Annotated in this window: 12 protein-coding genes; 5 read left to right on the top strand and 7 right to left on the bottom strand. The window is 46.7% G+C overall.

The window, feature by feature from the left end:
* Window positions 1–108 precede the first annotated feature (108 nt).
* From P3L47_RS08200 to P3L47_RS08190, 3 genes are read left to right on the top strand one after another with little or no spacing between them, the layout of a single operon-like run.
* On the top strand, window positions 109–1209 hold the full coding sequence (locus P3L47_RS08200; RefSeq protein ID WP_277783683.1) for an efflux RND transporter periplasmic adaptor subunit: 1101 nt from the start codon (window positions 109–111) through the stop codon (window positions 1207–1209).
* 15 nt (window positions 1210–1224) lie between these two features.
* Window positions 1225–4452 carry an efflux RND transporter permease subunit gene (locus P3L47_RS08195; RefSeq protein WP_277783293.1) on the top strand — a complete coding sequence of 1076 codons (3228 nt, stop codon included), beginning with the start codon at window positions 1225–1227 and terminating at the stop codon, window positions 4450–4452.
* Window positions 4442–5812 (top strand): TolC family protein, encoded by a 1371-nt coding sequence (locus tag P3L47_RS08190; protein ID WP_277783292.1) that lies wholly within the window; start codon window positions 4442–4444, stop codon window positions 5810–5812. Before P3L47_RS08195 ends, P3L47_RS08190 begins: the two co-directional genes overlap by 11 nt.
* Window positions 5813–5904: 92 nt before the next feature.
* Here P3L47_RS08190 and P3L47_RS08185 read toward each other — a convergent pair whose 3' ends face one another.
* The 7 genes from P3L47_RS08185 to P3L47_RS08155 all read right to left on the bottom strand — a co-directional run bounded on the left by P3L47_RS08185 (window position 5905) and on the right by P3L47_RS08155 (window position 20440).
* Entirely contained in the window at window positions 5905–9210 is a 3306-nt protein-coding gene (locus P3L47_RS08185; RefSeq protein ID WP_277783291.1) for an autotransporter outer membrane beta-barrel domain-containing protein, read from the bottom strand.
* Window positions 9211–9227: 17 nt separating this feature from the next.
* The gene (locus tag P3L47_RS08180; RefSeq protein ID WP_277783290.1) at window positions 9228–10037 is read right to left on the bottom strand and encodes a DUF6261 family protein; all 810 of its coding nucleotides are present in this window, start codon (window positions 10035–10037) and stop codon (window positions 9228–9230) included.
* A gap of 659 nt (window positions 10038–10696) precedes the next feature.
* On the bottom strand, window positions 10697–11593 hold the full coding sequence (gene rocF / locus P3L47_RS08175) for an arginase (protein ID WP_075555711.1): 897 nt from the start codon (window positions 11591–11593) through the stop codon (window positions 10697–10699).
* Window positions 11594–11602: 9 nt separating this feature from the next.
* Window positions 11603–12811 carry an ornithine--oxo-acid transaminase gene (rocD, locus tag P3L47_RS08170; RefSeq protein WP_277783289.1) on the bottom strand — a complete coding sequence of 403 codons (1209 nt, stop codon included), beginning with the start codon at window positions 12809–12811 and terminating at the stop codon, window positions 11603–11605.
* A gap of 224 nt (window positions 12812–13035) precedes the next feature.
* Window positions 13036–15858 carry a hypothetical protein gene (locus P3L47_RS08165; protein ID WP_277783288.1) on the bottom strand — a complete coding sequence of 941 codons (2823 nt, stop codon included), beginning with the start codon at window positions 15856–15858 and terminating at the stop codon, window positions 13036–13038.
* Between the two features lie 22 nt (window positions 15859–15880).
* Window positions 15881–18838, bottom strand: coding sequence for a M26 family metallopeptidase (locus P3L47_RS08160; RefSeq protein ID WP_277783287.1), 2958 nt, complete (start codon window positions 18836–18838; stop codon window positions 15881–15883).
* 366 nt (window positions 18839–19204) lie between these two features.
* A complete protein-coding gene (locus tag P3L47_RS08155) occupies window positions 19205–20440 on the bottom strand; it encodes an MFS transporter (protein WP_277783286.1) in 1236 nt (411 codons plus the stop codon).
* A 224-nt stretch (window positions 20441–20664) separates the two neighbouring features.
* Here P3L47_RS08155 and P3L47_RS08150 point away from each other — a divergent pair, with 224 nt between their 5' ends.
* Window positions 20665–24648, top strand: coding sequence for a hybrid sensor histidine kinase/response regulator transcription factor (locus tag P3L47_RS08150; protein WP_277783285.1), 3984 nt, complete (start codon window positions 20665–20667; stop codon window positions 24646–24648).
* A gap of 344 nt (window positions 24649–24992) precedes the next feature.
* Entirely contained in the window at window positions 24993–25748 is a 756-nt protein-coding gene (locus P3L47_RS08145; protein WP_277783682.1) for a DNA-binding domain-containing protein, read from the top strand.
* The last annotated feature ends 39 nt before the right edge of the window (window positions 25749–25787 follow it).

Genomic DNA, 25787 nt, shown 5'->3' with positions numbered 1-25787 from the left:
GTAGCAAACTTACATCACTCTGACATTACCGTGTTGATGTTTTGATTTTGGAACAATCCTACTGCCGGGATTATAATTGAATAATAGCAGAATATGAAGAAAAATTTTATGGCCCGATGCCTCAATGGCGTTGGGGTAGGGCTTCTTTGCCTTATCGCAAGCTCATGTAAAGAGCAACCGGCAACAATGGTTAACAGTGAGTACAAAGTACTGAAAGTGTCGACAACCGACAAAACCCTGAGCAGTCTCTATTCCGCCACGATACGCGGACGACAGGATATCGACATCTATCCGCAGGTCTCAGGATTTATCACACAGTTATGTGTGGAAGAAGGACAAGCTGTCAGAAAAGGACAGTTGTTGTTCATCATCGACCAGGTTCCTTATCAGGCAGCGTTGCAGACAGCGATTGCGAATGTAGAAGCTGCACAGGCAGCACTGAACACAGCAAAGCTGACGTTCGACAGTAAAAAAGAACTGCATGCACAAAATGTAGTATCGGCTTTCGACCTGCAAACAGCTGAAAATTCATGGCTAAGTGCCAAAGCACAGCTAGCCCAGATGAAAGCACAGGAACTGAGTGCCCGCAACAACCTCTCATACACAGAGGTAAAAAGTCCGTCCAACGGAGTTGTCGGAACACTCCCCTACCGTGTCGGAACGTTGGTCAGCGCCAATTCGCCTAAACCGTTGACAACTGTTTCAGATAATTCGAACATGTATGTCTACTTTTCCCTGACGGAAAATCAACTGTTGGCCCTCACCCGCCAATACGGTTCCAAACAGAAAGCTTTGGAAATGATGCCGGAAGTAGAATTGCAACTGAATGATAAATCCGTTTATCCGGCAAAAGGAAAAGTCGAAACTATTAGCGGTGTAATAGACCGTAATACAGGGACCGTGAGCCTGCGTGCCGTATTCCCGAACGAAGAAGAGATCCTTTACAGCGGCAGTTCCGGAAATATTATCCTGTCAACAGAGAAATCGGGCAGTATCGTGATCCCACAAACAGCCACATTCGAAATACAGGATAAAGTATACGTTTATAAAGTCATAGATGGCAAAGCGACATCGGCTCAGGTCAATATCACCCGTGTGAACGGAGGCCAGGAATATATCGTGAACGAAGGTCTGAAAGCCGGTGACGTGATCGTTGCCGAAGGTGTAGGTTTGCTGCGCGAAGGAACTCCGATCCAGGTTAAACAATAATAGGAAGAACGGAATATGAAATTAAGAACCTTTATAGAACGCCCGGTACTATCAGCCGTTATCTCTATCGTGATAGTATTTATGGGTATCATCGGGTTGACCAGTCTGCCCGTCGAACAATATCCCGATATTGCCCCGCCTACCGTTATGGTGAGTACAACTTACTTCGGTGCCAGTGCGGAAACCCTTCAAAAGAGCGTGATCGCCCCGCTGGAAGAGGCCATCAACGGTGTAGAAGATATGACCTACATGACATCTACGGCAACCAATGCAGGAACCGTATCCATTATGGTCTACTTCAAACAAGGTACCGATCCGGATATGGCAACCGTAAACGTACAGAACCGTGTGTCCAAAGCCACCGGTCAGTTACCCGCAGAAGTTACTCAAGTAGGGGTCACTACTACCAAACGTCAGACCAGTATGTTGCAGATCTTCTCGATTTACAGCCCTGACGATTCATACGACGAAGGCTTTCTTGCCAACTACCTGAGCATTAACCTGAAGCCGGAAATCCTCCGTATCTCAGGTGTCGGCGAACTGATGGTTATGGGAGGAGATTACAGTATGCGTGTCTGGATGAAACCGGACGTGATGGCGCAATACAACCTGATCCCTTCGGATGTGACCGCCGTACTGGCCGAACAGAATATAGAATCGGCTACCGGTGCATTCGGCGAGAATTCTACGGAGACCTACCAATATACGATGAAGTACAAAGGCCGCCTGATACAGCCGGAAGAATTCGGGGATATCGTGATCCGTTCGACCGAAGACGGTGAAGTTCTGAAGCTGAAAGATATAGCAGAAATAGAGCTGGGACGTGAAAACTACTCTTACATCGGCGAACTGACCGGGCATGTCGGCGTTTCCTGTATGGTATTCCAGACAGCCGGTTCCAACGCAACCGAGGTAAACCAGCAAATCGACGCTTTCCTCGACGAAGCACGCAAAGACCTGCCGAAAGGAGTTGAGATCACACAGATGATGAGTTCGAACGACTTCCTGTTCGCCTCCATCCACGAAGTGGTAAAGACATTGATCGAAGCGATCTTACTGGTTATCCTGGTGGTATACATTTTCCTGCAGGATATCCGTTCGACCCTGATCCCGCTGGTAGGTATCATTGTGTCGCTGATTGGTACATTCGCATTCATGTCGATTGCCGGATTCAGTATCAACCTGATTACTTTGTTTGCACTCGTTCTCGTGATTGGTACGGTGGTCGATGATGCCATCGTCGTCGTCGAGGCGGTACAGGCCCGGTTCGACGTCGGGTATAAATCTTCGTACATGGCAAGTATGGATGCCATGAACGGGATCAGTGCCGCCATTATCTCTTCTTCACTGGTGTTTATGGCCGTGTTCATTCCGGTATCGTTCATGAGCGGAACTTCAGGTACATTCTATACACAATTCGGTCTGACAATGGCGGTTGCCGTAGGTATCTCAGCGATCAATGCATTGACTCTGAGTCCGGCGTTATGCGCACTGATACTGAAACCGTATATCAATGAGGACGGTACGCAAAAGAATAACTTTGCCTCCCGCTTCCGTAAAGCGTTCAATACTGCTTTCGATGCCATGATTGCCAAATATAAGAAAGGCGTACTCTTCTTTATTAAACGCAGATGGCTGATGTGGTCGATGCTGGCTTGCTCGGTTGTCCTGTTGTTTTTCCTGATGAAAACGACGAAGACCAGTCTGGTGCCGGACGAAGACCAGGGTGTATTGTTCGTCAACGTAACAACGGCCGCCGGTAACTCACTGGCAACGACCAACGACGTGATGACCAACATCGAGAACCGTATCAAAGACCTGCCGCAGATTAAGGATTATAACAAAGTGTCCGGTTACGGACTGATCTCCGGACAAGGAAACTCATTCGGTATGTTCATCATCAAACTGAAACCGTGGGATGAACGGACGGACAAAGAAGATCACGTACAGTCGGTTATCAACCAGGTGTACGGACGGACTGCCGACATCAAGGATGCAAACATCTTTGCCATGTCACCGGGTATGATCCCCGGTTACGGTATGGGTAATGCGCTGGAAATGTATATGCAAGATAAAAAGGGAGGCGATCTGACCGAGTTCTTCAATACGACACAACAATATCTGGGAGCCTTGCGCGAACGTCCGGAAATTGCAGCCGCCTATTCAACCTTCTCTATCAACTACCCGCAGTGGGAAGTGACGGTAGATGCAGCTAAATGTAAGCGTGCCGGTATTACACCGGATGCCGTACTGAGTACCTTGTCAGGTTATTACGGAGGACAATATGTATCTAACTTCAACCGCTTCTCGAAAGTGTATAAGGTGATGATACAGGCTTCCCCTGATTATCGTCTGGATGAATCTTCACTGGATAATACCTTCGTACGTATGGCGAATGGCGAAATGGCTCCGTTAAGCCAGTTCGTAAACCTGACAAAGGTATACGGCGCCGAATCGCTGAGCCGTTTCAATATGTATAACTCGATCAACGTAAATGCCATGCCTGCACCGGGCTACAGCTCCGGCGACGCGATCAATGCAGTGAAAGAAGTAGCGGCAACCAGCCTGCCGAAAGGCTACGGTTACGACTTTGCCGGTATCACTCGCGAAGAGAACCAGGAAAGCAATACGACAGCCGTGATCTTCGTTATCTGTATCCTGATGATCTACCTGATCCTGAGTGCACTTTATGAAAGTTTCCTGGTTCCGTTTGCCGTGATACTTTCCGTACCGTTCGGTCTGATGGGTAGCTTCCTGTTTGCCAAGATCATGGGGCTGGAGAATAACATTTATCTGCAAACCGGTTTGATTATGTTGATTGGTCTGTTGGCCAAAACAGCCATCCTATTGACTGAATATGCAGCCGAACGGCGTGCCGCCGGTATGAGCCTGACATCTGCCGCACTGTCTGCCGCCAAAGTACGCCTGCGTCCGATCCTGATGACGGCGTTGACCATGATCTTCGGTCTGCTTCCGTTGGTAGTAGCGACAGGCGTCGGTGCAAACGGTAACAGTTCATTGGGTACAGGTGCCGTAGGCGGTATGTTGATCGGAACACTGGCACTGCTGTTCGTCGTGCCTTCCCTGTTCATCGTATTCCAGTATTTGCAGGAGAAAGTGCGCCCGATACAGTTCGAGCCGACTCACGACTGGCAGATCCAGGAAGAAGTAGAAGAGGTAACCGCCGAGCGGAAAGACTATCTCGAAAGTAAAAAGAAAGGAAATCAATCAGATGAAAAATAATATCATTCTATTATCCGTCGCCACCCTCTCGTTACTGAGCGGGTGCGGCATCTATACATCCTACAAACCGGAGACCTCCGTTCCTGACGACCTGTTCAGGGACGAGGCGATGGCAACGGATACGACTAGCATCGGCAGTCTCGACTGGCGGGAACTCTTCACAGACCCGCAATTGCAGACGCTGATTGAAAAAGGACTAGAGAATAACACCGACATGCGCACCGCCCATTTGCGGGTACAGGAAGCCGAAGCAGCCCTGATGACTTCGCGTCTGGCTTACCTTCCGGCACTGAACCTGAATCCGCAGGGTACGATCAGCAGCTTCGACGGTTCGAAAGCCGCCAAAAGTTATCAGTTGGCGGTAGCTGCCAGTTGGGAAATCGACATCTTCGGGAGACTCACCAATGCGAAAAGAAGCGCACAGGCAGCTCTCGAACAGACTAAAGCATACAAACAGGCCGTCCGGACACAGCTAATAGCCACAGTAGCCAATTCCTATTACACATTATTATTGCTCGACAAACAACTTGTCATCAGTGAACGGACGGCCTCTCTTTGGAAAGAGAACGTACAGGCGATGCGTGCATTGAAAAAAGCAGGCCTGGCAGATGAAGCCGCCGTTTCCCAGTCGGAAGCGAACAGCCTGAGTGTAGAAGCCTCCCTCCTGACCCTACGCCAGCAGATCAACGAGATGGAAAACAGCCTCTCCAACCTGCTCGGAGAAGTGCCTCACCGGATGGAACGGGGGGAACTGGATCGACAGGAGTTTCCCCAGACACTATCCGCCGGCGTTCCGCTCTCCCTGTTAAATAACCGTCCGGATGTACGGCAGGCAGAATATTCGTTGGCACAGGCATTCTATGCAACGAACGGAGCACGCAGTGCTTTCTATCCGAACATCACCCTCAGCGGTGTTGCCGGGTGGACTAATAACGGAACGGGGATCATCACTAACCCGGGCGGCTGGCTGTTGCAGGCGATAGGCTCGCTGACACAACCGTTATTCAACAAAGGTGCCAACATCGCCCAGTTGAAAATAGCCAAGGCACAACAGGAAGAGGCCTCCCTGGTTTTCCAGCAAAGCCTGTTGAATGCCGGAAGCGAAGTAAACAATGCCTTGACACAATGGCAGACGGCACGCGGACGCATCCAACTGGCTGACCGGCAGATTACAGCTTTACAAAAGGCGGTAAAAAGCACTCAGTTACTGATGCAACACGGAAACACCACTTACCTGGAGGTACTGACTGCCCAGCAAAGTTTACTACAAGCGGAACTTTCACAGGTAGCCGACCGTTTCGATGAGATACAAGGTGTTATTAACCTCTACCACGCATTAGGCGGCGGACAGGAAGAATAAAAAAGAGAATCCATCTACATAAAAAAGCTGTAAGGGAGCAATAACTATTGCCAGCCCCTTACAGCTTTTTATTTATCAAGTCTTATCCTAATTTACAAGATCACCTTAAACCGTTCATCCGCGATAAGGACAATATAGGTTCCGGAAGGCAGCGATATGAACCGGTCGCCTGCCTCCGACCGGAATTTCTTCTGCAATTGCCCTCCAAAAGTATAGACAGAGACCTCTTCCGGTTTGTCAGTACGGATAAATAACCGATGATTATTGCCCCAAACCTTTATACCGGATTGAATTTCAGTATTCGCCACCGGCTCCGGATTCTTCACAACCCCATCGATACGAATCTCAACATTCGTACGAACATACTTTATGATATAAGCATCGTCACTGTTACGCGGTTCGATTGTTTCATAACGGCTAGTCGTTATAACCGGCTTTGACTGGTCGTAATCCTTCCCGATCGTGAGATAGAAACGGAAGCTGTCCCACGCTTCCACCTCATAATCGCCCGCAACGGGATCGGTCGTTACGCCATCTACCGACGGCAGCGTGACTGTATAATAGACAGTGGGTTCAACCGGCTTCACTGGTTCTTCCGGTTCCACAGGAGGATTAACAGGCTTATCGGGTTTCTCGCTTTTATTTTTAACTGTTACTCTCACTATATATCGATCGGATACCTGACCGTCATTTATGCGCTGCAGTTTGTAATTGATATCAAATGTGCCTGTCTGGTTCCAGATAAATGATTCTTTATAATCATTCTCTGCCTTTGTCAGAGTACCACCTTCCGATTTAATCAGAAAGCCGTCGGGGGCCGTAATAGTAACCTGATCGATATAAACGTCATCCTCAATCGTTCCGGAAAGAATAATCTCCTCATTGGCTACCACATTATCTAAAATGGTGAACATTATGCCCTCAGTGATAGTCATGGAATAATTTTTATCAAACGGATCATTTAATGTTAAATTATCATCTACAATTGTTTTTCCATCATTATCAAGCTTCAAATCTCCACTAAATTCCAGCGTCTCATTATTCACTGCTCCTGTTACTTCATACTTCGGTTTGTAAGTTCCTGTTTCATTCGGGAAAATTATCTGACCGGGTAAAGGGTTAACAGTCAATGATACCTTTTCGATCGTGAATATGGCAGTCTTTGCTTCTGCTTCTGAATAATTATCATTTCCTGCAAACCTGGCTATCACTTTATACTCGCCTGCATATTTAGGGGCTTTGCCATCATCCGAAGCACCACTGTTGTCTGCAGTTGTCGATTCATATTGACTGCCATCTGTCTTGATTTGATACGAAAGACCGACAATAGCATCCTTTATCTCATTACCACTCTCATCTTTTACGAAAGGAGCAGTTATATCAATCGCTTTGCCGCTGTAAGTACTATTCGGTATAGCAATAAATTCATCGATACTACTTTTCCCTTTGGCAATATTGATAGGAACCTTTGCTTCTACTTCCTTCATACAATCAACACTGCTTATAGTAATAGTAACAGTAGAATTATCATCTATCGCTTTCTTAGGAGTACCGGTTATTTGCTTATTTAATATAGACAATCCATACTCTTCAAGATCTGAAGATGTATATATAATATTATCTTTATAAGAATCAGTACTTAATAATTTAGACAAATCATACTTTATTTCTTTCCCATAAGTGCCTTTTATATCACTGATAGAGGGTTTTGTTTTTATTTCATTCTCTTTCCAATTGGCATAAAGATCAATGGAACCTGTAATATTTTTTACCTTTTGACCATCGCTTGCCTTATCATGCCATCCGTCTATTGAATAGTATTGACGTGTGAAATTGGAATAAGAAGGTATTGAATTATGTGCTACCTCAACATCTTCTGATTCATCACTATTATTATGATGATACGTAACTGTGTAAATTATATTCTCTATTCCTTTAATAGTTCCGTTATTCGTTAATGTTACCCCTTTTCCTAATGTAAGCTTTTGATCTTCTTTAATAGTAAGTGTTTTCCCTTTAGGTATTTCTACATTTGTTTCTAATTTTTGTTTACCATAGACCTGTCCGTTATATCCATCGAAGATAATGCCTTTCCAATTATCTTTATCATTTTGATCCGATATACTAGAGACATTGATAAAGGCATTGCCATTTTTAGCAGAAAAAGTACCATTATTCTTACCATCATATCCTTTACCTATTCCTGCTCCCAAACCTGATATAGGAGCATTAACAACACCACCTGTTATTGTTATTTCACCTCCATCACCATTACTACCTCCACCTATTTGTGCTCCCATATTTCCTCCCTTAGCAGTAACAGTACCTCCTATTATTGTTATAATACCTCCAGCACCATACATTCCTCCGCCTATCCCCGCTGCATTATTTCCTCCAGTAGCATTAACGGTACCTGTTTCTATTGTTATAGTACCTCCGGCACCATAATTTCCTCCGCCTATTCCAGCTCCAGTACTACCTCCAGTAGCAGTAACAGTACCTCCTTGTATTTTTATAGTACCTCCAGTACCTTTCGATCCTGAGCCTCCGCCTATTCCGGCTCCAGAATTACCTCCATTAGCAGTAACAATACCTCCTGTTATTGTTATATCACCTCCAGCACCACTGGATCCGCCACCTATTCCGGCTCCGCTACTACTTCCAGTAGCAGTAACAGTACCTCCTGTTATTATTATAATACCTCCGGTACCACTGGATCCGCCACCTATTCCGGCTCCACTGCTACTACCTCCCTTAGCAGTAACAGTACCTCCTGTTATTGTTATAGAACCTCCAGCACCACTGGATCCGCCACCTATCCCGGCTCCAAAAGTACCTCCGGTAGCATTAACAGTACCTCCTGTTATTGTTATATCACCTCCAGCTTTACTGGATCCTCCGCCTATCCCGGCTCCACTACTACCTCCATTAGCATTAACAGTACCTCCTTGTATTATTATAGAACCTACAGCACCACTGTTACCTACTCCTATCCCGGCTCCAGAGCTACCTCCAGTAACATTTAATTCTCCATCACCCTTTATAGTTAGAGTTGAACCTTCAAGAACTTGCAATCCGGCTTTCAAATTTCCACTTTTTAATACATTCGTCCCTTCAAGTGTCAAATTAACTGTCCCTGCCTGAATTTCGAAAGCACAATTTGGGCCCTTACTTATCTCTATCTTCAACCCACTAATCGTAATATCAACTTCTTTATCGGGAGCATTAACAATTACTTTATTAGCTCCTTCATAGTTTTCAAACCTATAAGTGCCTGCTTCAGTAATCGTTACATTACCACTGTTTATATCATGATTCTCATCTGCCCTCCCCATAATAGGGAAGGCAAAGATGAGACAGAAAATAAAAAATATATATCCCCTCAATCTCCTTTTCATACATTCTCTGATTTTAATTATTCGATAACCGGACGATCGTCGCCACCACTGCCGCTGCCCGAATTGCCGCTGTCGGGATTCGGCTGGCTGTTTTCGGGATTGTCTGCCGAACCTCCTTTGCCCTTGCCCAGGCGGTTGGAGATTTCACGACGGTATTCATTAATCATCGCGTTCCACCAGGAGAAAAGTTCGACATAATCACTATCCCCTTTATAGTTGGCAACCGCGTTCAGACGCTTCACCAAACGGTCGTAAACTTCGATCACTTCCTGACGCGTTACCGAAGTTTTACGGACACGAACGCGCATTCCGGATGCGTCGAAACGTTTGTTTTTAAGCATGATACCTTCATTTACCTTGGTCTGCAATTCTGTTATGCGACCGGTATACCCTAATGTGGTAATATACTCCTTATAAGGAGATTCATTAGCAGAATTAATCAACCGGGTAGTATAGGTGAGCAGATCATCGAATATATAACGGGATATATTCGCATATTCCCTTGCAAGAGGCATGGAGCCCAAGGCAGCCTTTCTACGTTCGGGGTTTTCGCTGGTACAGTCACCCTTCAATAGCGAAAAGAAACCCGTACGTAAATAATTAAGTGAATTTTTAATTACGATTTTCTCTTTCGTATAGACTTCTTCCGTAATCTTTGTTTGACTATTTTCGAAGTCTTCCGTACTATGTTCGAGATCGTCTTTTTGTTTTTTGAAATCGACTTCTGCGATATTATATTCAGACAATTTCAAAAGAACAGTTCTGGCGACAGTCGTCAATTGACCATTCGTCAAATGCGACTTTGGTAGATATTGTATCTCTGCCATAATAGTTCGTAAGTTTAAGATTTATACTAATGAATTATTTATTTTATCATGAATGCGTTTTCAACTCGGAAACAGCTCTGCACGGAGATTGCGCCATGCAGATGTATTCATGCCGGATTCTTAAGAATTTGGTATCGAATACATGTATTTGCACCGGATTTTCGAAAATCCGGTCTGAAAAACACCTTTTCGATGCCAAATTTTGGAAAATTCGATACCGAACATGTGTATTCGAGGCTAAAATTTGGAAAATATGGCATAAATACCGGTATTATGTGCCATCTCTGTAAGAATCTATTTCCGAGTTTTCGTTTCATTCGTCTTATTTTATAATTTTCAATAATTAATAGGAATGACTAGTTTAATTGTTCGTTTTTTCTAGTCACTCCACTGTTAATCTATTTTATATAATTTAACACAACGTATTTCACACATTGATTAATATTCAATTGATAGCTAATATTATATTATTTCATAATAATTCTGTAAATGTTTTGATATGTGAAAAACAATAACGTTCTTTGTGACTAGAAAAAACGAACGATTAAATTAGTCACTTTTCATTTCTTATCAATTCATTATAATTCAACACCCACACTGCATAAAAAAGCCTGAAACGCAATATACGTTCCAGGCACAAATTTGCTATCAATACTTTATTAAATTCTTGCTGTTATATAATCGATAATATCGAGGCAGAGATTGGTTGTCAGGTCGTTCGTATCCAAATCGGGATTGAGTTCCACCAAATCCAACGACTTTACAAGATTTGTTAAAAGGATATGATTGACAAAATCCTTAAATTCATCGGGTATAAGCCCTTCGCTGACCCGTGTTCCTGTTCCCGGAGCAAACCGCGGATCGATACTGTCCACATCGATACTGAAATGGACATTACGTATTTTCCTTTCCTTCAGCTTCCGTTTAATATCTTCGGCTACAAAATCGATTCCCTTCAGATGGATCGTATCCATGGTGTAAACGCTCAGACGTTCCCGTTCGATGAGAGCCTGCTCGCCTTCATCCAGGCTGCGGGTTCCAACGAGGAATACATTCTGCGGATTCACCTTATTGCCGGGGGCATAGATATTGACAAGTTCTTCGCTTCCCATCCCCATCAGGGCACTCAAGGGCATTCCGTGGATATTGCCGCTGGGAGAGGTTTCATTCGTGTTGAGATCGCCATGCGCATCCAGCCAGATGATCCCGAAATCGTCGAAACATTTCCCTACACCGGAAGCACTTCCCAGCCCGAGAGAATGATCGCCGCCGATAACAAGCGGGAATGCCCCGCCGCGCAAGGTGTCATACACCAGCTCCGCCAGATTATTATTCACCTCGACGATAGCGTCCAGATACTTCATGCTCTTGCCACGGGCAAATTTATCCGTTTCCGAAACGGGAGGGACATACAGATTCCCCAGGTCGAAGGCACGATGGCCGTTCTTCCGGATCACCTTCATCAATCCCCGTTCGCGCAGATGATTCGGGGCACGCTCCACGCCTTCACGGTCGCAACCCAGATTCAAAGGAACTCCTATTACGTTTATTTTCATACACGCGGTTTAAAATTGTTCAAAAGTTTCCTTTATTATACAGATCGCTTCCATCATCTGTTCGCGGGTAATGACCAGCGGCGGTGTGAAACGAATGATGTGATCGTGTGTCGGTTTAGCTATCAAACCGTTTTCTTTCAATACCAGACAGATATCCCACGCCACCTTTCCTCCGCGAGGCTCGGTAACGACGGCATTCAATAAGCCTTTTCCGCGTACCTGCTTAATCATCGGATTATCGATCTTCTGCATTTCGCTGCGGAACAATTCACCCATCTCGTAAGCATTCTCCGAGAGATGTTCGTCGCGCACCACTTCAAGGGCGGCTATTCCGACAGCGGCAGCCAACGGGTTTCCTCCATACGTGGAACCGTGTTCGCCCGGAGCGATTGTCAACATGATCTCGTCGCTCGCCAATACGGCGGAAACAGGAGTGACACCACCGGAGAGGGCTTTTCCCAGGATCAGTATATCGGGATGAATATTCTCATAATCGCAGGCAAGCAGTTTACCGGTACGCCCGATGCCGGTCTGTATCTCGTCGGCAATGAACAGCACATGATGGGCATGGCATAAGTCATAGCAAGTGCGGAGATACCCTTCGTCGGGAACAACCACGCCTGCTTCCCCCTGAATAGGCTCCAACAGGAAGCCGACCACGTCGGGGTCTTTCAAGGCTTCTTCCAACGCTCCTACATTATTATATTGTACTTTGATAAAACCGGGTGTATAAGGCCCGAAGTCGGCATACGAACTTGGATCGGTGCTCATGGAGATGATCGTGATGGTACGTCCGTGGAAGTTCTCGCTGCATACGATGATCTTCGCCTTTTCCGGTGCAATGCCTTTGATACGATACCCCCAGCGACGCGCCAGTTTCAAGGCTGTCTCTACCGCTTCGGCACCGGTGTTCATAGGCAGCAATTTATCGTAGCCGAAGAACTTGCAGGCGAACTCCATATACTCGCCCAATACGTCCGAATGGAAAGCGCGCGATACCAGTGTCAGCTTCTGTGCCTGGTCGGTCAGTGCCTGGATGATTTTAGGATGGCAATGCCCCTGGCTCAGGGCGGAATAACCGGACAGGAAATCAAAATAACGTTTGCCTTCCACGTCCCACACAAATACGCCTGCTCCTTTCTTGAGAACGACAGGCAGGGGATGATAGTTGTGTGCACCAAACTTCCCCTCACGGGTGATGTAATCTTCCGGTCTCATACTATTTCAGATTTAATTGTTTTGTCAGACTGTAAGCGTTTCATACAGCCATTGTCCCAAAGGTAGTGATTTGAGTGACAGTATGTCACGGAAAGGGATATGTTAAGAAACACACTACGGATGATATAGTTGCCCCGCAGGTATCTGAAGACGAACTGAATAGTGTAGGGCTACAAAGGATTTGCCACGGTTGCAGTGACGGTTTTGTAGCCCTACGAAGTTTTTTACCGGAAACTGTAATACAAATTATTGTACGGCAGCGGCACGATGGGGCTTTGGAAACTCCATGCCCTGGTATTATCGAAATCAAAAGGACTTTCGGTATCCGTGTAAGTCGACTTACGCGCCAGGTCGTCGGCGAAACAGTATCCGATCCGCGATCCGTGGGAACCTTTGTTGTCTACCAGGAAGAAAAGCCCCTGGTTTGCTACGGCAGCACCGCTCTTGAAAGGATCTTGATTCATAGTCCCGATCGAAATGATACGACGCGGTTTAACATCGTCCAAGCCGTCGAGAGCCGTGTCCGCCACACCATAACCGGAGGCTGCACCGGCTGAGAAGCAGTTGTGAAGCCGGAGGTGGTCGCCCTGGAAGGCTATGATACCGTAACCGTTTTCTCCGGCGTTGATGTCTCCGAAGTTACAGCATTGAGATATTTCGATACAATTATCCATGCGGTCGGTCAGGATACCGACGGTCGTGACGGCTGTTGAACAGACGACGATGGCTGCCGTAGCCGCCCCGCCTGTAAAGATTGCGCCTGCCACCGCCAGGACGCAGTTGACGGCAGCAATCGCGATTTCACGATTCTGTTCCATTTTGGCAACCTGTTCGCTGATATCCGACAGGCGACTGTGCACGGCATCGCCATACAGGTCGTCGCCCTCGCCTTCCAGGCTCCGGGAGAAGGCTTTCGAGTTTTCGTAGACCAGTCCGGGGAGTACCTCCGAACCTGCCAAAGGTCCTCTGGTAGTGGGCAGGGCAGCGGCGACTTTGGCGTGCATGCCAGCTATCATTTCTTCGTTACGCACATCGAGTTTCCGGTTATACAGATCGTCCCACATACTGATGTCCTGCATCAGGGGCGGGGTGGCGATGGCGCTGATCAGATCCAGGGTATTAGAAGCGATCTTCACGACCTTTTTGCCGCCTTTGAAGAGGGCTTTCAGACTGGATACATTCTTAGGCGGGGTTCGCAGAGCCTTCACCAGCTTGAAAGTCCCCTTTCCGGTGGAAACAACGATGGAAGCAAAGTCGCGTTTGGTAAACGATTTGGTTTCGCCGGAATGGGCAATGATCCCTGCCACGTACCCGGCACCTTTCACGGAGGCATAATTGGTACAGAAGTTGATCATGCCGGTCGTACCGCCCAGCGTCAGGATACCTGCCGCCATTCCTTGGAAAGCGGTTACGGGACCGAGGTTCGAGCTATTGGTTACAATGTAATAGGCGGAACGGGCCAGTAATCCTCCGGCAAATTTGTTGGCATCAACCGCGCCATTGTTGTAACTGTTGTTGATAACGACCGTAGGCATATATCCGCCCAGGCCACCGGCAAAATCGCCTGTTGCCTCGACGGCGCCTTCGTTATAGCAATCGGTCATCATCGCTTGGGCTTCGCCGGCGATGCCGCCGGAGTTGCCGGTTCCGAGAATGGCTCCGTAATTGTGGGCGGAGGTGATGATAAGGTCGTTGTAGCTGCCGTCACTTTTACTGATTACGGTGCTGCCTACGATACCGCCTGTTCCTTCGTAACCATTTATGCGGCCTTCGTTCTGCACGACAGCAAGAGTGGATGTACCCAGACCGCCGGCAATGCCTCCGGTTCCGAGAGCCGACCGATGGATGGCGCTGACGTTACCTTTATTCAGGCAGTTGGTGATGTTGGCGGTTTCGATACCGCCGATCAGTCCGCCTGTACAACGGCTACCGGCTGCAACGACCGGCGACTGGTTTACGCAACTGTCCATAATGGCGGTGGCATTGATGGTTCCTCCGCCCACCAGGCCACCGACAAACGAACCGTCGGAGCGGTTGCCTACCGGCAGGTTTTCATTCACACAGCGGTGCATGACCAATACAGCCTGCGCATCCACACCACCGACCAGGCCACCGACGAAACTGATCCCGTATATTTCGCTGGCAGAAGAAGAAGTTTTCCGTACGCGGCAATTATCCAGGTAAGTCGGAGTTTCCACTTCTCCCGATGTTCCCAATACGGCACCGACCAGGCTGCCTGTCGAGTTGGCACCGATCGAGACAGGGTCTACCATCGTGACATTGCGGAAAGTAGCACCGCAGGCATAGCCGAACAACCCCGAAGCATGTACCTCGCTCCCGACCTTCTGTTCCTTCGAGTCGAGGGTACGAATGGCACAATAGGAAATAGTATGTCCTCCCCCGTCATAACAGCCTTTGAATGGGAAAGCCTGTTGGTGGGCGATGGGGCGGAAACCTTTATTGTAGGAGCCGACCATATTGATATCGGCTGTTTGCAGGAAGTATTTGCCTTCGAACGAGTTATTGCCGTCTTCGATTAGCTTGCGCATGACGTCGAAGCCTGTCGATGAGGCGATGCGGTAAGGGTCGTCAGCCGTTCCGGTACCGAAATAGCCTGCCAGCTTATCGAAAGTGGAAGGTGAGACGGCATTGGCGCGGGTGGATATGTCGAGCGCACAGCCTACATTGGCTTCGCTGAAGACTTCTTCGCTCGTCTTATGGATGATGGAAGCCAGAATATAGCGGCCAACACGGAGCTGCGAGTCGAGATAGAAGACCGACTTGCCGTTCTCGATCGAATGGATGGCCTTAACAGCCAGCGGGGTATTCCGGTTGTAGATAAGGCGGAAACTTATCTCACCCGTAGGAATCTGATTGCTGAGGTCGGCAACCAGTTCAATACGCCGCTCCTGCCCGTAGTCTTCCCCTCCGGGCACAGGCGTTTGATTTTCGTCATCCTTACAGCTTGTCAGCACCAGGAAAGAGGTTGCCAGCAGGAACAGGAGAAAGCGGCTGAAACAAAAGGTATGATTTTTCTGTATTCTCATAATATCTATGTATAAAATGTATTTATTGGGATAATGGATTGGGATAACCGGAAGCTATCTTATTATTCTTCAACGTAGGAGCGCCTTGCCCGTCAGTACCGAACGACCAGATATCGGTAGAATAGCCGGAATAAGTGCCTTTCTGACGCATCTGAGTGGCGTTTTTCGATACAGATCCGCTCTTTTTCATATCGCCGTTGGAGGCGGTATCGAGGTAATAGCAGTTCTGGCAATCCACGTTTTTAGCATCTTCTCCACCGATAATACCCCAGCCAGTGGTGCCTACGTTATAGCAGTTCTTGATCCGAAGGTCTTTCTTACTTTTGTTTTCTTTCTGTCCGACGATACCGGCCAAAAGCGTCTTGCCCGATACCCAGGGCACTTCTCCCATATTGAAGCAGTTTTCCACAGTCGTTCCATCAAAGGCACGGCCGAGGATACCGCCCACTGCACTGTTTGCATCGACCTTACCGACATTGAAGCATTGATCGATATAGACGTTCTCTTCCTGTTGACCAAAGATTCCTCCTGCAGCAGAAACATTCCTTCCGGATATATCGGCATAATTGGCACAACGAGAAATCCGGATCTCATATCCCAGTTCTTCACGTAATCCGCTGATACCACCGAAACCGTCTACATTGCTGGTTGCCGTAGAGGTTAGGTTGACAAAGTTCTTACAATCCTCAATCAGGACACTCTTGTTTTTATTGTTTTCCAACCGTCCAACAATGCCGCCGACAGCTCCACCGGCTGCAGTAATACTGCCGGTCAACTGGGTAATCCCGCTGAGTTTGATCTGCCCGACGTTATCTGTATTGGTTTCCGCACGCATAAAACCGATCGCTCCGCCTACGCAAGTACCGCTTGTACTTGAAGAAGTAATCACAATCTTACACGTATTAGTGCCGTTGATCACTCCGGTTACTCCAGTTGCATTTCGCAACCGCATATAACCACTTATACCACCGACATACGAACGAGCATATATATTTGCATGAACGGCAGGTTGTTTGTTTATGATGTATGACTTGGAACCGACCTCCATTTCAAGGCTTCCGATTACACCGCCTACATAATATTCACCTGTGATTTTCATAGAACCTCCTTCATGGCTGACACGGCTGTTCTCACCAAAGTTAAGCTGACTGTTGCTGTATCCGACCAGACCTCCGAGATAATAATTCGTACTTGTCACCGATCCGTCATTGATCATATGTATTTCGCATTGGCTATCCATTTTATCCACATCACCGATAATACCTCCCACCGCTCTCACGCCTACGATAGTAGCTTCATTAGTCCAGGTACCTTTACATGCAAGAGCCGTTCCCCAACCCACAATTCCGCCACAGTGGTAGCCTGTCGCATTAATGGATCCACGATTGGTGAAAATGGCATCGGTATTCATATTTTCCAGACGACCGGCTACCCCACCACTATAGTCATGGGCTTTGATATGAGCGTAAGAGATATAAGAGGCCGAAGCGCGAGCTTCCAGAGATTTGCTGTGTCCAACCAGTCCGCCGACATAGTCGTATCCGGTTAGGGTAGCGGTTGTCCCCGACTCACGCATGAATATATTCTCTCCTTCCAGAGTTAGGGAGCCGCCACCGGCAAAACCACCCACATAATTATGACCTATAATACTGATTGAAAAAGGAGTTATCAACGGTTGAGAAAGAAAGACTTCCCAGGGGAAAGCATACGAATTGTAACTCATCGTTGCTCCGACCCGGCAACCGGTAAAGGTGCCCCCTGCCATTCCGCTGATCCCTCCTGTATAGTCATAACCTTCAATAGAACCACCTACGTAGCAATTGGTAAACGAACCTCCGGTTCCGGTAATGCCTCCTACATTCTTGCCCTTAGGGGCTGTAACCAGTCCGGTAAGGATACAGTTCTTAATCTCGGAAGAGGTGGTATAGCCAATCAACCCGCCTATATTGGATGCTGATTTATCGGATTTTACCTTTACAGCAAGACTGGAAACACAGTTTGTAACCGTGACATCGCCCGAACCTACCAGTCCGCCAATATTGGAAACTCCATCTATAAAGCCGGTCAAACTTATGTTTTCAAGCCGTGCCCCTTCTTCCGAATGACAAGCAACCGCTCCTATATAGTCTTTTCCATTTAAAGCAACAGAGGTAAACTCGATATCATGCACATAGGCTCGCGATCCTAATGTATAGAAGAGCCCTGCATAATCTTCCGTAGAACTGCTGGAGAGCAAGTCGATCGCATTGCCGTTACCGTCTATCATGCCGTTAAAGGAGGTAGAACTTCCGTTGATATTATGTCTACCGGCAGGTTGCCACCCCTTATCGGTAGTTATCTCAGGCAGTTGGAAATTGATATTCGCTGTGAGTTCGAAACATTTGTCTGCTAAATCATTGCCGACACTCAACTCGCTACAGATAATATCATAAAAGTCTTTTCCGCAGGCAATGGCAATAGGGTCTGCCGCACTCCCCACCCCTATACGGTCGGCCTCCAGGTTGAAACTCGAACGGAAAACGATATTGTCCGGGTCTTCGACCGACAGGCGGGCACCCAGGTAAACGGTATCCTGTATGCCTGCCTCCGCAGTTACCTCTGCTGCTTTCACGGCCAGGTCTTTCTTCGGGAAAGTGATATAGTTCAGATGGTACATCTGGTGGGGTAGTTCACTCAGTATCGGATCTTCCGCTTCGATAATCAACGAGTCAGCCGTAGCTGAAAGGAATGTGTTGACTGGATAAGTAATCCGGTCGTCTACTCCTTTTATATGAATACGGCAGTTAATTTTAGAGAATAGTATTTCGAGTCGTCCCAAGCGGGGAAGTTTCACAGTTAACTGGCGTATTCCAAATTCCTGTCCGGGTATGCTATTCTCCGGGGGAATAATAATATCTTCTTTGTCGTCGCCGCAAGCCAGGAAGATTGCCTGAAAAAGGAATAATACCAAAGCTGCAAAAATTGGTTTGAAAGTGTTCATAAGCATTCACATTATTAAGTTTAACTGATATATTCATAATCGCATCTTAACAGATAAGTTTTTTTATACGGCTACCGTACCCGGTTATCGTATCCGGTTATCGTGACTGGCTACTTCAGGTTCTGAACGAAGTGCTTAAGTTTTGATAAGTAAAAGTATGTAAATAGGAGTAAAAACCTTTAAAACACCGATAGACAATTGAATAGACAAATGCATTCGGCAAAGGGGAAAACCGGATAAACAAAGGATGTGGAAATAGCTTATCGGCGGATAGTGGCTTATTGAAATAAAAAAGGGACACCCTCGTGTCCCCTTTTTTCATGTTTGGCGTAAAAAATATATATAGTCTTGAGAATTAAATGCGTATTATTTATCTGCTGTTTTAAGGCTTACCGGTTTGAACAGGAATATGAACAAAAACAGTAATACTGCTGTACAAATAGAAGATATTATAAACAGTACCGGCCAGTCGCACTTGTCACCATCCCGGAAAAATCCTATCAACCATCCATTCCACAATGTACCGATCAGGAAGCCTACACCCCATACCAGGAAGAAAAGAAGCCCCTGAGCTTGTGCTTTCATATCCTTCGGGGCCACATTGTCCGTATAAACCTGTCCACCGACATAGAACAATCCGAAAATCAGCCCGTGTACGATAATTCCGATATAATAGAACCACTGTTGTCCGGTTTCCGCACCGAAAAAGAAGGCTCCGTAACGGACCAGCATAGCTATCATACCAAAGATCAATGTATTCTTAATTCCCGACTTCACAAGGATCGTCGTAGTGATAACCAGGAAAAACATTTCTGCCAACTGTCCGAAGTTCATCGTCACCGTAATATTTCGTACCTGCTCGTCTGCCAGAATCATAGAACCATATACATGATAAAGTGTAAACGGTATAATCGACAGGAAAGTCAGTATCATAAACACCCGGTAGTTCTTATCTTTCATCAGCGAGAAAGCGCTGAAACCTGTAATATCCATCACCGATATCTTTGAACTCTTTGCTACCGAGGGAGGAGTATGCGGAAGTGTCAGATTAGCAAAAGCGGCTATGAAACAGACACCGGCTCCACAATACATCGGCAGATTCGTATCGTCGAACGCTTCCATTCCTAATAAATGGATAGCCACCAGACTGAATATCCCCGAAGCAACCCAACCGACCGAACCGAACATACGTATACGCGGAAACTGCTCGGACGGAGCATGGCTCATCGCGATCGTACTTGTCAGACTCTGTGTCGGCATGTGACAAAGCATCGCCATTACGACAAAGAACATAAGAGGAGGAAAATCTTGCTGCTGGGCAGCCAGCAGCAAGAAAACTCCCGTTAATATATTCAAAACTGCCAAAATCTTCTCTGCGGCAAAGTACCGGTCGGCAATCGCTCCGATAAACGAAGAGGCCATTGCTCCGATAGCCATTGCACTTAATACTAAGGAAACCTGATACACCTCCAGCTTCAGCGTATGTGAAAGATAGGCCGCCAACGGCACCCACCAAACCGCACTTAACATATACTGTAAAAACATCATCAGACAGAGCTGAATCTTTGTTCCCATTCCGGTATTAACTTGTTGTGTATTCATGATAGTGATCAAAAAGGTTTCTTATAGTATTTCCAAATCGTTGATCAAAAGTACTTCCTTATGAAAAATATATCTGTTCATTCCAGTTGCATTAATTCCCGTATTTATCTCATTCTGTGGTATTCTCACCCGTTATGATACGATTTTTGAAATCCGTGATACAATAAATGAAAACTGGTAATACAATTTTATATATCTTGCAGTGTCAAACAACAAACTTATTTATGAGACATCTGAAGTTGATCTTATCTATACTTTTCCTGTTCTGTTCTCTCTGCCTTTTTGCTGAAGAAAGCAACTATCTTTTCCGCCATTACCAGGTGGAGAACGGGTTAAGCGATAACATGGTGACCTGTTGTGTACAGGATAAAAGCGGCTATATATGGATCGGTACGCGCGACGGTCTGAACCGGTTCGACGGATATACCTTCAAAGTATTTCGTAACGACCCTGACGACACGGAATCGCTGGGCAATAACTGGATCACCCATCTCGGATGCGACCATGACGGGAATCTATGGGTAGGTACACTTTCCGGATTGTATCAATACAACGAGACTAAAGAATCGTTCTTGCACGTCCCTTTCACCAAAAACAAAGGGATCGAACTTTTCCAGTTTGACAAGAGCAACCAGCTTTGGCTACTCATGGACGGGACATTGATACAGTACAATGTTTCCGACGGACAGTTCCGCATCTTCGCCGGCAACAACGGACAGACGTATACCTCCTTCTGTATCATGGCGGATAATTCGGTCTGGCTGGGCGATTCGGAAGGTTTTATTTCCCAGTTGAACCCGGAGGATGGCAATCTCGAATCGTATAACCTGTTTGCCCATTCGCCGGAAACCACTTCGCGAAAATTATCTATGTTATATCCTTCACCTTCCTCCCCGAATATCTACGTCGCGTTTGAACACGACGATGTCAAAATATTCAACGTACTTTCGAAAACATACGAGGATCTGAATATCCAGGAGAAAAACCAGCTGACGATCCTGATCAACTGTTTCCTCGAAAAAGACAAGAAAGAACTTTGGATCGGAACTGACTCCGGCCTCTTCATCTACGACCTGGATACAGAAACCTGCAAGCGTATCCGCCAGGACCCGTTGGACCCGTATGCATTATCCAGCCATTTCGTCTCCGCCTTGTTTGAAGACCGCGAAGAGGGAGTCTGGATCTGTTTCCATCAAAACGGGGTCAACTACTACTCTCCTTTCCGCCCGTTCAACGTCTATTACCCCTGGAACGAGACACATTCGCTGAAAGGAGAAGTAATACGCGATATCTGTACGGACATTTACGGGAATATATGGGTAGGTACGGAAGATGCGGGAGTCAATTGCCTGGAAAAAAAAACAGGTTCGTTCACCAACTACCAGCCGGTCCCCGGTGTAAAAAGCCTTTCACATACCAATATACGCGGACTGGCGGCTTCGGGTGATAACCTGTGGATAGGCCATGTGATACATGGTATCGACCTGATGGATATACGAACGCGGAAAGTCATCAAACATTATGACCTGCTGAAAGACGCACAAACGGTAAAGAACAGTACGGTACGATGTATCAAAGTCTTACGGGAAGGCGAAGTCCTGGTAGGAACGGAAGACGGTATTTTCCGCTACGACTATCTGAACGATCGCTTCGTCTATGCACCTCAGTTCCCGCCGTTTGCGGTAAACTGCCTGTACGAAGATCGGTCAGGAAAAATATGGCTCGGCATGTTCAATCGTAGCTATTACTTTAATACAACCAGTAATACAGGTATGTATCTCCAATACGACAAGCTCAATACCCAACGTCATAATTCGGTCAACGATGCCTGCGAAGATAAAGCCGGGAACATGTGGTTTGCTACGGTAGAAGGAGTCATCAAGTATGATTTTCAGACCGGAGAATCACTGCATTACACCGTAAAGAACGGTATGCCGAGTAATGTGGCTTTCCGTATCCTGCCGGATGACAATAATTGTCTGTGGATCAGTACGGCAAACGGGCTGGTCTGCCTCGACACGCAAACAGAAGAAATCATGACCTATACCGAAGCCCACGGCCTCGTCACCCGCCAGTTCAATTATAACTCAGCATTTAAGGATGAAGACGGCACACTCTACTTCGGTTCAATAAAGGGATTTATCCATTTCAAGCCGACGGATATACGCCCGGCAGCCGAAAAGATGGACGTTCGCATCAGTTCGCTGGAAATACAGAACGGAATGGGGGGACGAAAGATCATCAACAGCTCTTCGCTTTCCGAAGTCGGGAGCATCACGTTGAATCACGACCAATCTTCTTTCAACATCAATTTTTCAGTTCTCAACTTCATTGCCCCGGGATCTATCCAGTATGCTTACCGGATGGTGAACCTCGACAGGGACTGGATCGCACTGGGCGAACGTAATATCGTCTACTTCACCGACCTGCACCCCGGAGAATATACTTTTGAAGTAAGAGCCGCCAATCTTTCCAACAGTTGGGGAGACGAAATCACACGCTTGCACGTCCGGGTACTTCCTCCCTGGTGGGCATCCCGTCCGGCTTATGTAATCTACTCTATCCTCGCCCTGATGATCATTATCTACCTGATTATTTACTGGCGAAGAAAAGAGAGAAAGAAAATGGCATACAACATGCAAATATTCGAAAACAACAAGGAGAAAGAGCTCTATCAGGCAAAGATCGACTTCTTCATTAATATAGCACATGAAATACGTACACCGCTTACCCTGATCAAAAACCCGTTGGAACGTTTGTTGAAATCGGAGAAGATCGGAGAAAAGGAAAACAACTCCCTGCTGCTGATGGACAAGAATGTCTCCCGCCTGTTATCCCTTGTCAATCAGTTACTGGATTTTCGGAAAACGGAAATAGAAGGATACCGCCTTAATTTTGTGCGCACGGAAGTAGTCTCTCTTCTGTCCGAGACTGCCAAACGTTTCCAGGATATTGCCACAGAAAATAACCTGTTGCTGAACCTGGATTTATCCGTACAGGAATTATATGTTTTTGTCGACCGCGAAGCACTCACCAAGATTATGAGCAACCTGTTCTCGAATGCCGTCAAATATGCAGCTAAAAGCATCGTGGTTCGTCTGCATCTGTCTGCTGACTATGAAACGTTCATGATCGACTTCATCAACGACGGAGTACCTGTTCCGACAGAAATGAGGGATAAAATATTCGAACCGTTCTACCGCATCAAAGGGAACGAGGACAAACCGGGAACCGGACTGGGCCTGCCTCTGGCACGTTCGCTGGCGGAAATGCACCACGGTACACTGGCACTGATCGACTTTTCCAACCAGCAGACCCTGTTCCGCATCACTTTACCCGTCAAACAGACCGGTGCAGTGAAAACAACCGAAGAGGAACCACAACCCCAGATCTCCCAACCCAAGCTGTCGTACATCGTCGAAGAGGGCCGTCCTACCGTCCTCATTGTCGAAGATAATAAAGAAATGAGCGCCTTTATCGCCGACGAAGTCAATGAGAACTATAATGTCCTGCTGGCAGCCAATGGCTCGGAAGCACTGGAGTTGCTCAAAAAACAGAGCATACAATTGATCATAAGCGACGTTATGATGCCTGTCATGGATGGTTTTGCCTTATTGCAACAGGTAAAAAGCGATATCGAATTCAGCCATATCCCCGTCATCCTGCTAACAGCCAAAAACACCATGCAATCGCGCCTGGAAGGACTGGAACTCGGAGCGGATGCCTATATCGACAAACCGTTCTCCACCAGTCTGCTAATGGTTCAGATATCGAACCTGATATCGAATCGGGATAACATCCGGAAGTTCTACTTCAATTCCCCGATCGCCAATATGAAGTCGATGGCCTACACAAAGGCAGACGAGAATTTCCTTGAAAAGCTGAACGATATCATCAATGAAAACATCGGCAACCCGGAGCTGGATGTCAACAAGATCGCCGACCTGATGCATTTAAGCCGGCCGACATTGTACCGTAAGATACGTGCCATCTCTGACCTGACCCCGAATGAACTGATCAAGATCAGCCGTCTGAAGAAGGCGGCAGAACTTCTCCTTCAGGGAAATATGAAGATTTACGAGATATCGGAAACGGTAGGTTTCAGTTCGCAGTCCTATTTTTGGTCAGCCTTTATTAAGCAGTTCGGCATGAGCCCGTCGAAGTATGCGAAAGAGAACCGGGTAGCCCCGAATCAGTCTTTTCCCTAACTAAAAAGCAATTAATTATTACGAAAAGTTCTTGTTTTCAAAATAAATCGTACATTTGCAATGTTTTGCTCCCGGCATAGTATTCGGGGGCTACATTGCTAAATGACTAGATAAAACGTTCGTTTTATCTAGTCATTTTTTCTTCTGTTTCAGTCCTTATCATCCTTCCTTTTTTATTCAGAAAAACACCTGAATATCAAGATTAAAACCGTTTTAGGTTCCAGTGCCACACTCATAAATCACATGACTAGAAAAAAGGAACGATTAAATTAGTCATTCTTCAACTTTCAATTTGCTCTTCTTCCTGTGAAAAAACAATCATTTTAATGTCAATTCAACCAATTATGAAGAACAAATTACAAGGATGGCTCGCTCCGAATACCTTAACGGAAGATCCGGACGATCGCATCCTCATCCTTAAATCGGCAGGCACAGTAAACGACGAACGTATCTACGAAGAGATGCGCAACGAAGACACCGGCTTACGCAAAGAAACTATGGTTCACGTAGTTACGCTCTATGAACGTATCGTTGCCCATTTCCTGATGAACGGCAACAATGTCAACACCGGACTCTTCTATGCCGTCCCCCGTTTTACCGGAATCATCCAAGAAGGACGCTGGAACCCGCTGATCAACGATATTTATGTCGATTTTACACAGAATCGCGTCTTGCGCGAAGAAATCCGCAACACACAAGTGGAAATCCTCGGCGAAAAGCCCAGCTCAGTCTACTTTGCCAGCGCACAGGATTGCAGCACCGGACAGACCGACGGCCACCTCAGCCCGGGGCGCAACTTCCGCCTCACCGGCTCGTATATCCGTGTGGATGGAGACAATGAGAACGTGGGTATCACCCTGCGCAATCTATCCGACGAGACTGTCACGAAGGTAGAACCCGACATGTTCGGAACTAACAACCCCTCGGAAGTGATTTTCATCGCTCCCACAGGATTGAAAGACGGTGAATACGAACTGACACTAACCACTCAGTATTCGGGCAGTACCAAACGCCTGCTGAAAACACCGCGCAGCATCAGCCGCACCGTGTACGTAGGCACCAAGAAGGACGATGACGACGACCGTCCCGTCATAGAATAGCCCCTTTCCCTGCCTGCGATGCCATGACACCGGTGCCTG

Origin of the sequence: Parabacteroides chongii (assembly GCF_029581355.1) — a bacterium.
GTDB classification, from domain to species: domain Bacteria; phylum Bacteroidota; class Bacteroidia; order Bacteroidales; family Tannerellaceae; genus Parabacteroides; species Parabacteroides chongii.
The sequence above is the reverse complement of the archived record's forward strand: the minus strand, read 5'-3'. Positions and strand labels throughout refer to the sequence as shown.

Bases quoted from the DNA above. Each gene is read 5' to 3' on its own strand.
- rocD (WP_277783289.1), bottom strand. From the start codon at position 12,811: ATGAGACCGGAAGATTACATCACCCGTGAGGGGAAGTTTGGTGCACAC.
- P3L47_RS08185 (WP_277783291.1), bottom strand. From the start codon at position 9,210: ATGAAAAGGAGATTGAGGGGATATATATTTTTTATTTTCTGTCTCATC.
- P3L47_RS08145 (WP_277783682.1), top strand. From the start codon at position 24,993: ATGAAGAACAAATTACAAGGATGGCTCGCTCCGAATACCTTAACGGAA.
- P3L47_RS08155 (WP_277783286.1), bottom strand. From the start codon at position 20,440: ATGAATACACAACAAGTTAATACCGGAATGGGAACAAAGATTCAGCTC.
- P3L47_RS08180 (WP_277783290.1), bottom strand. From the start codon at position 10,037: ATGGCAGAGATACAATATCTACCAAAGTCGCATTTGACGAATGGTCAA.
- P3L47_RS08190 (WP_277783292.1), top strand. From the start codon at position 4,442: ATGAAAAATAATATCATTCTATTATCCGTCGCCACCCTCTCGTTACTG.
- P3L47_RS08165 (WP_277783288.1), bottom strand. From the start codon at position 15,858: ATGAGAATACAGAAAAATCATACCTTTTGTTTCAGCCGCTTTCTCCTG.
- P3L47_RS08200 (WP_277783683.1), top strand. From the start codon at position 109: ATGGCCCGATGCCTCAATGGCGTTGGGGTAGGGCTTCTTTGCCTTATC.
- P3L47_RS08195 (WP_277783293.1), top strand. From the start codon at position 1,225: ATGAAATTAAGAACCTTTATAGAACGCCCGGTACTATCAGCCGTTATC.
- P3L47_RS08160 (WP_277783287.1), bottom strand. From the start codon at position 18,838: ATGAACACTTTCAAACCAATTTTTGCAGCTTTGGTATTATTCCTTTTT.
- P3L47_RS08150 (WP_277783285.1), top strand. From the start codon at position 20,665: ATGAGACATCTGAAGTTGATCTTATCTATACTTTTCCTGTTCTGTTCT.
- rocF (WP_075555711.1), bottom strand. From the start codon at position 11,593: ATGAAAATAAACGTAATAGGAGTTCCTTTGAATCTGGGTTGCGACCGT.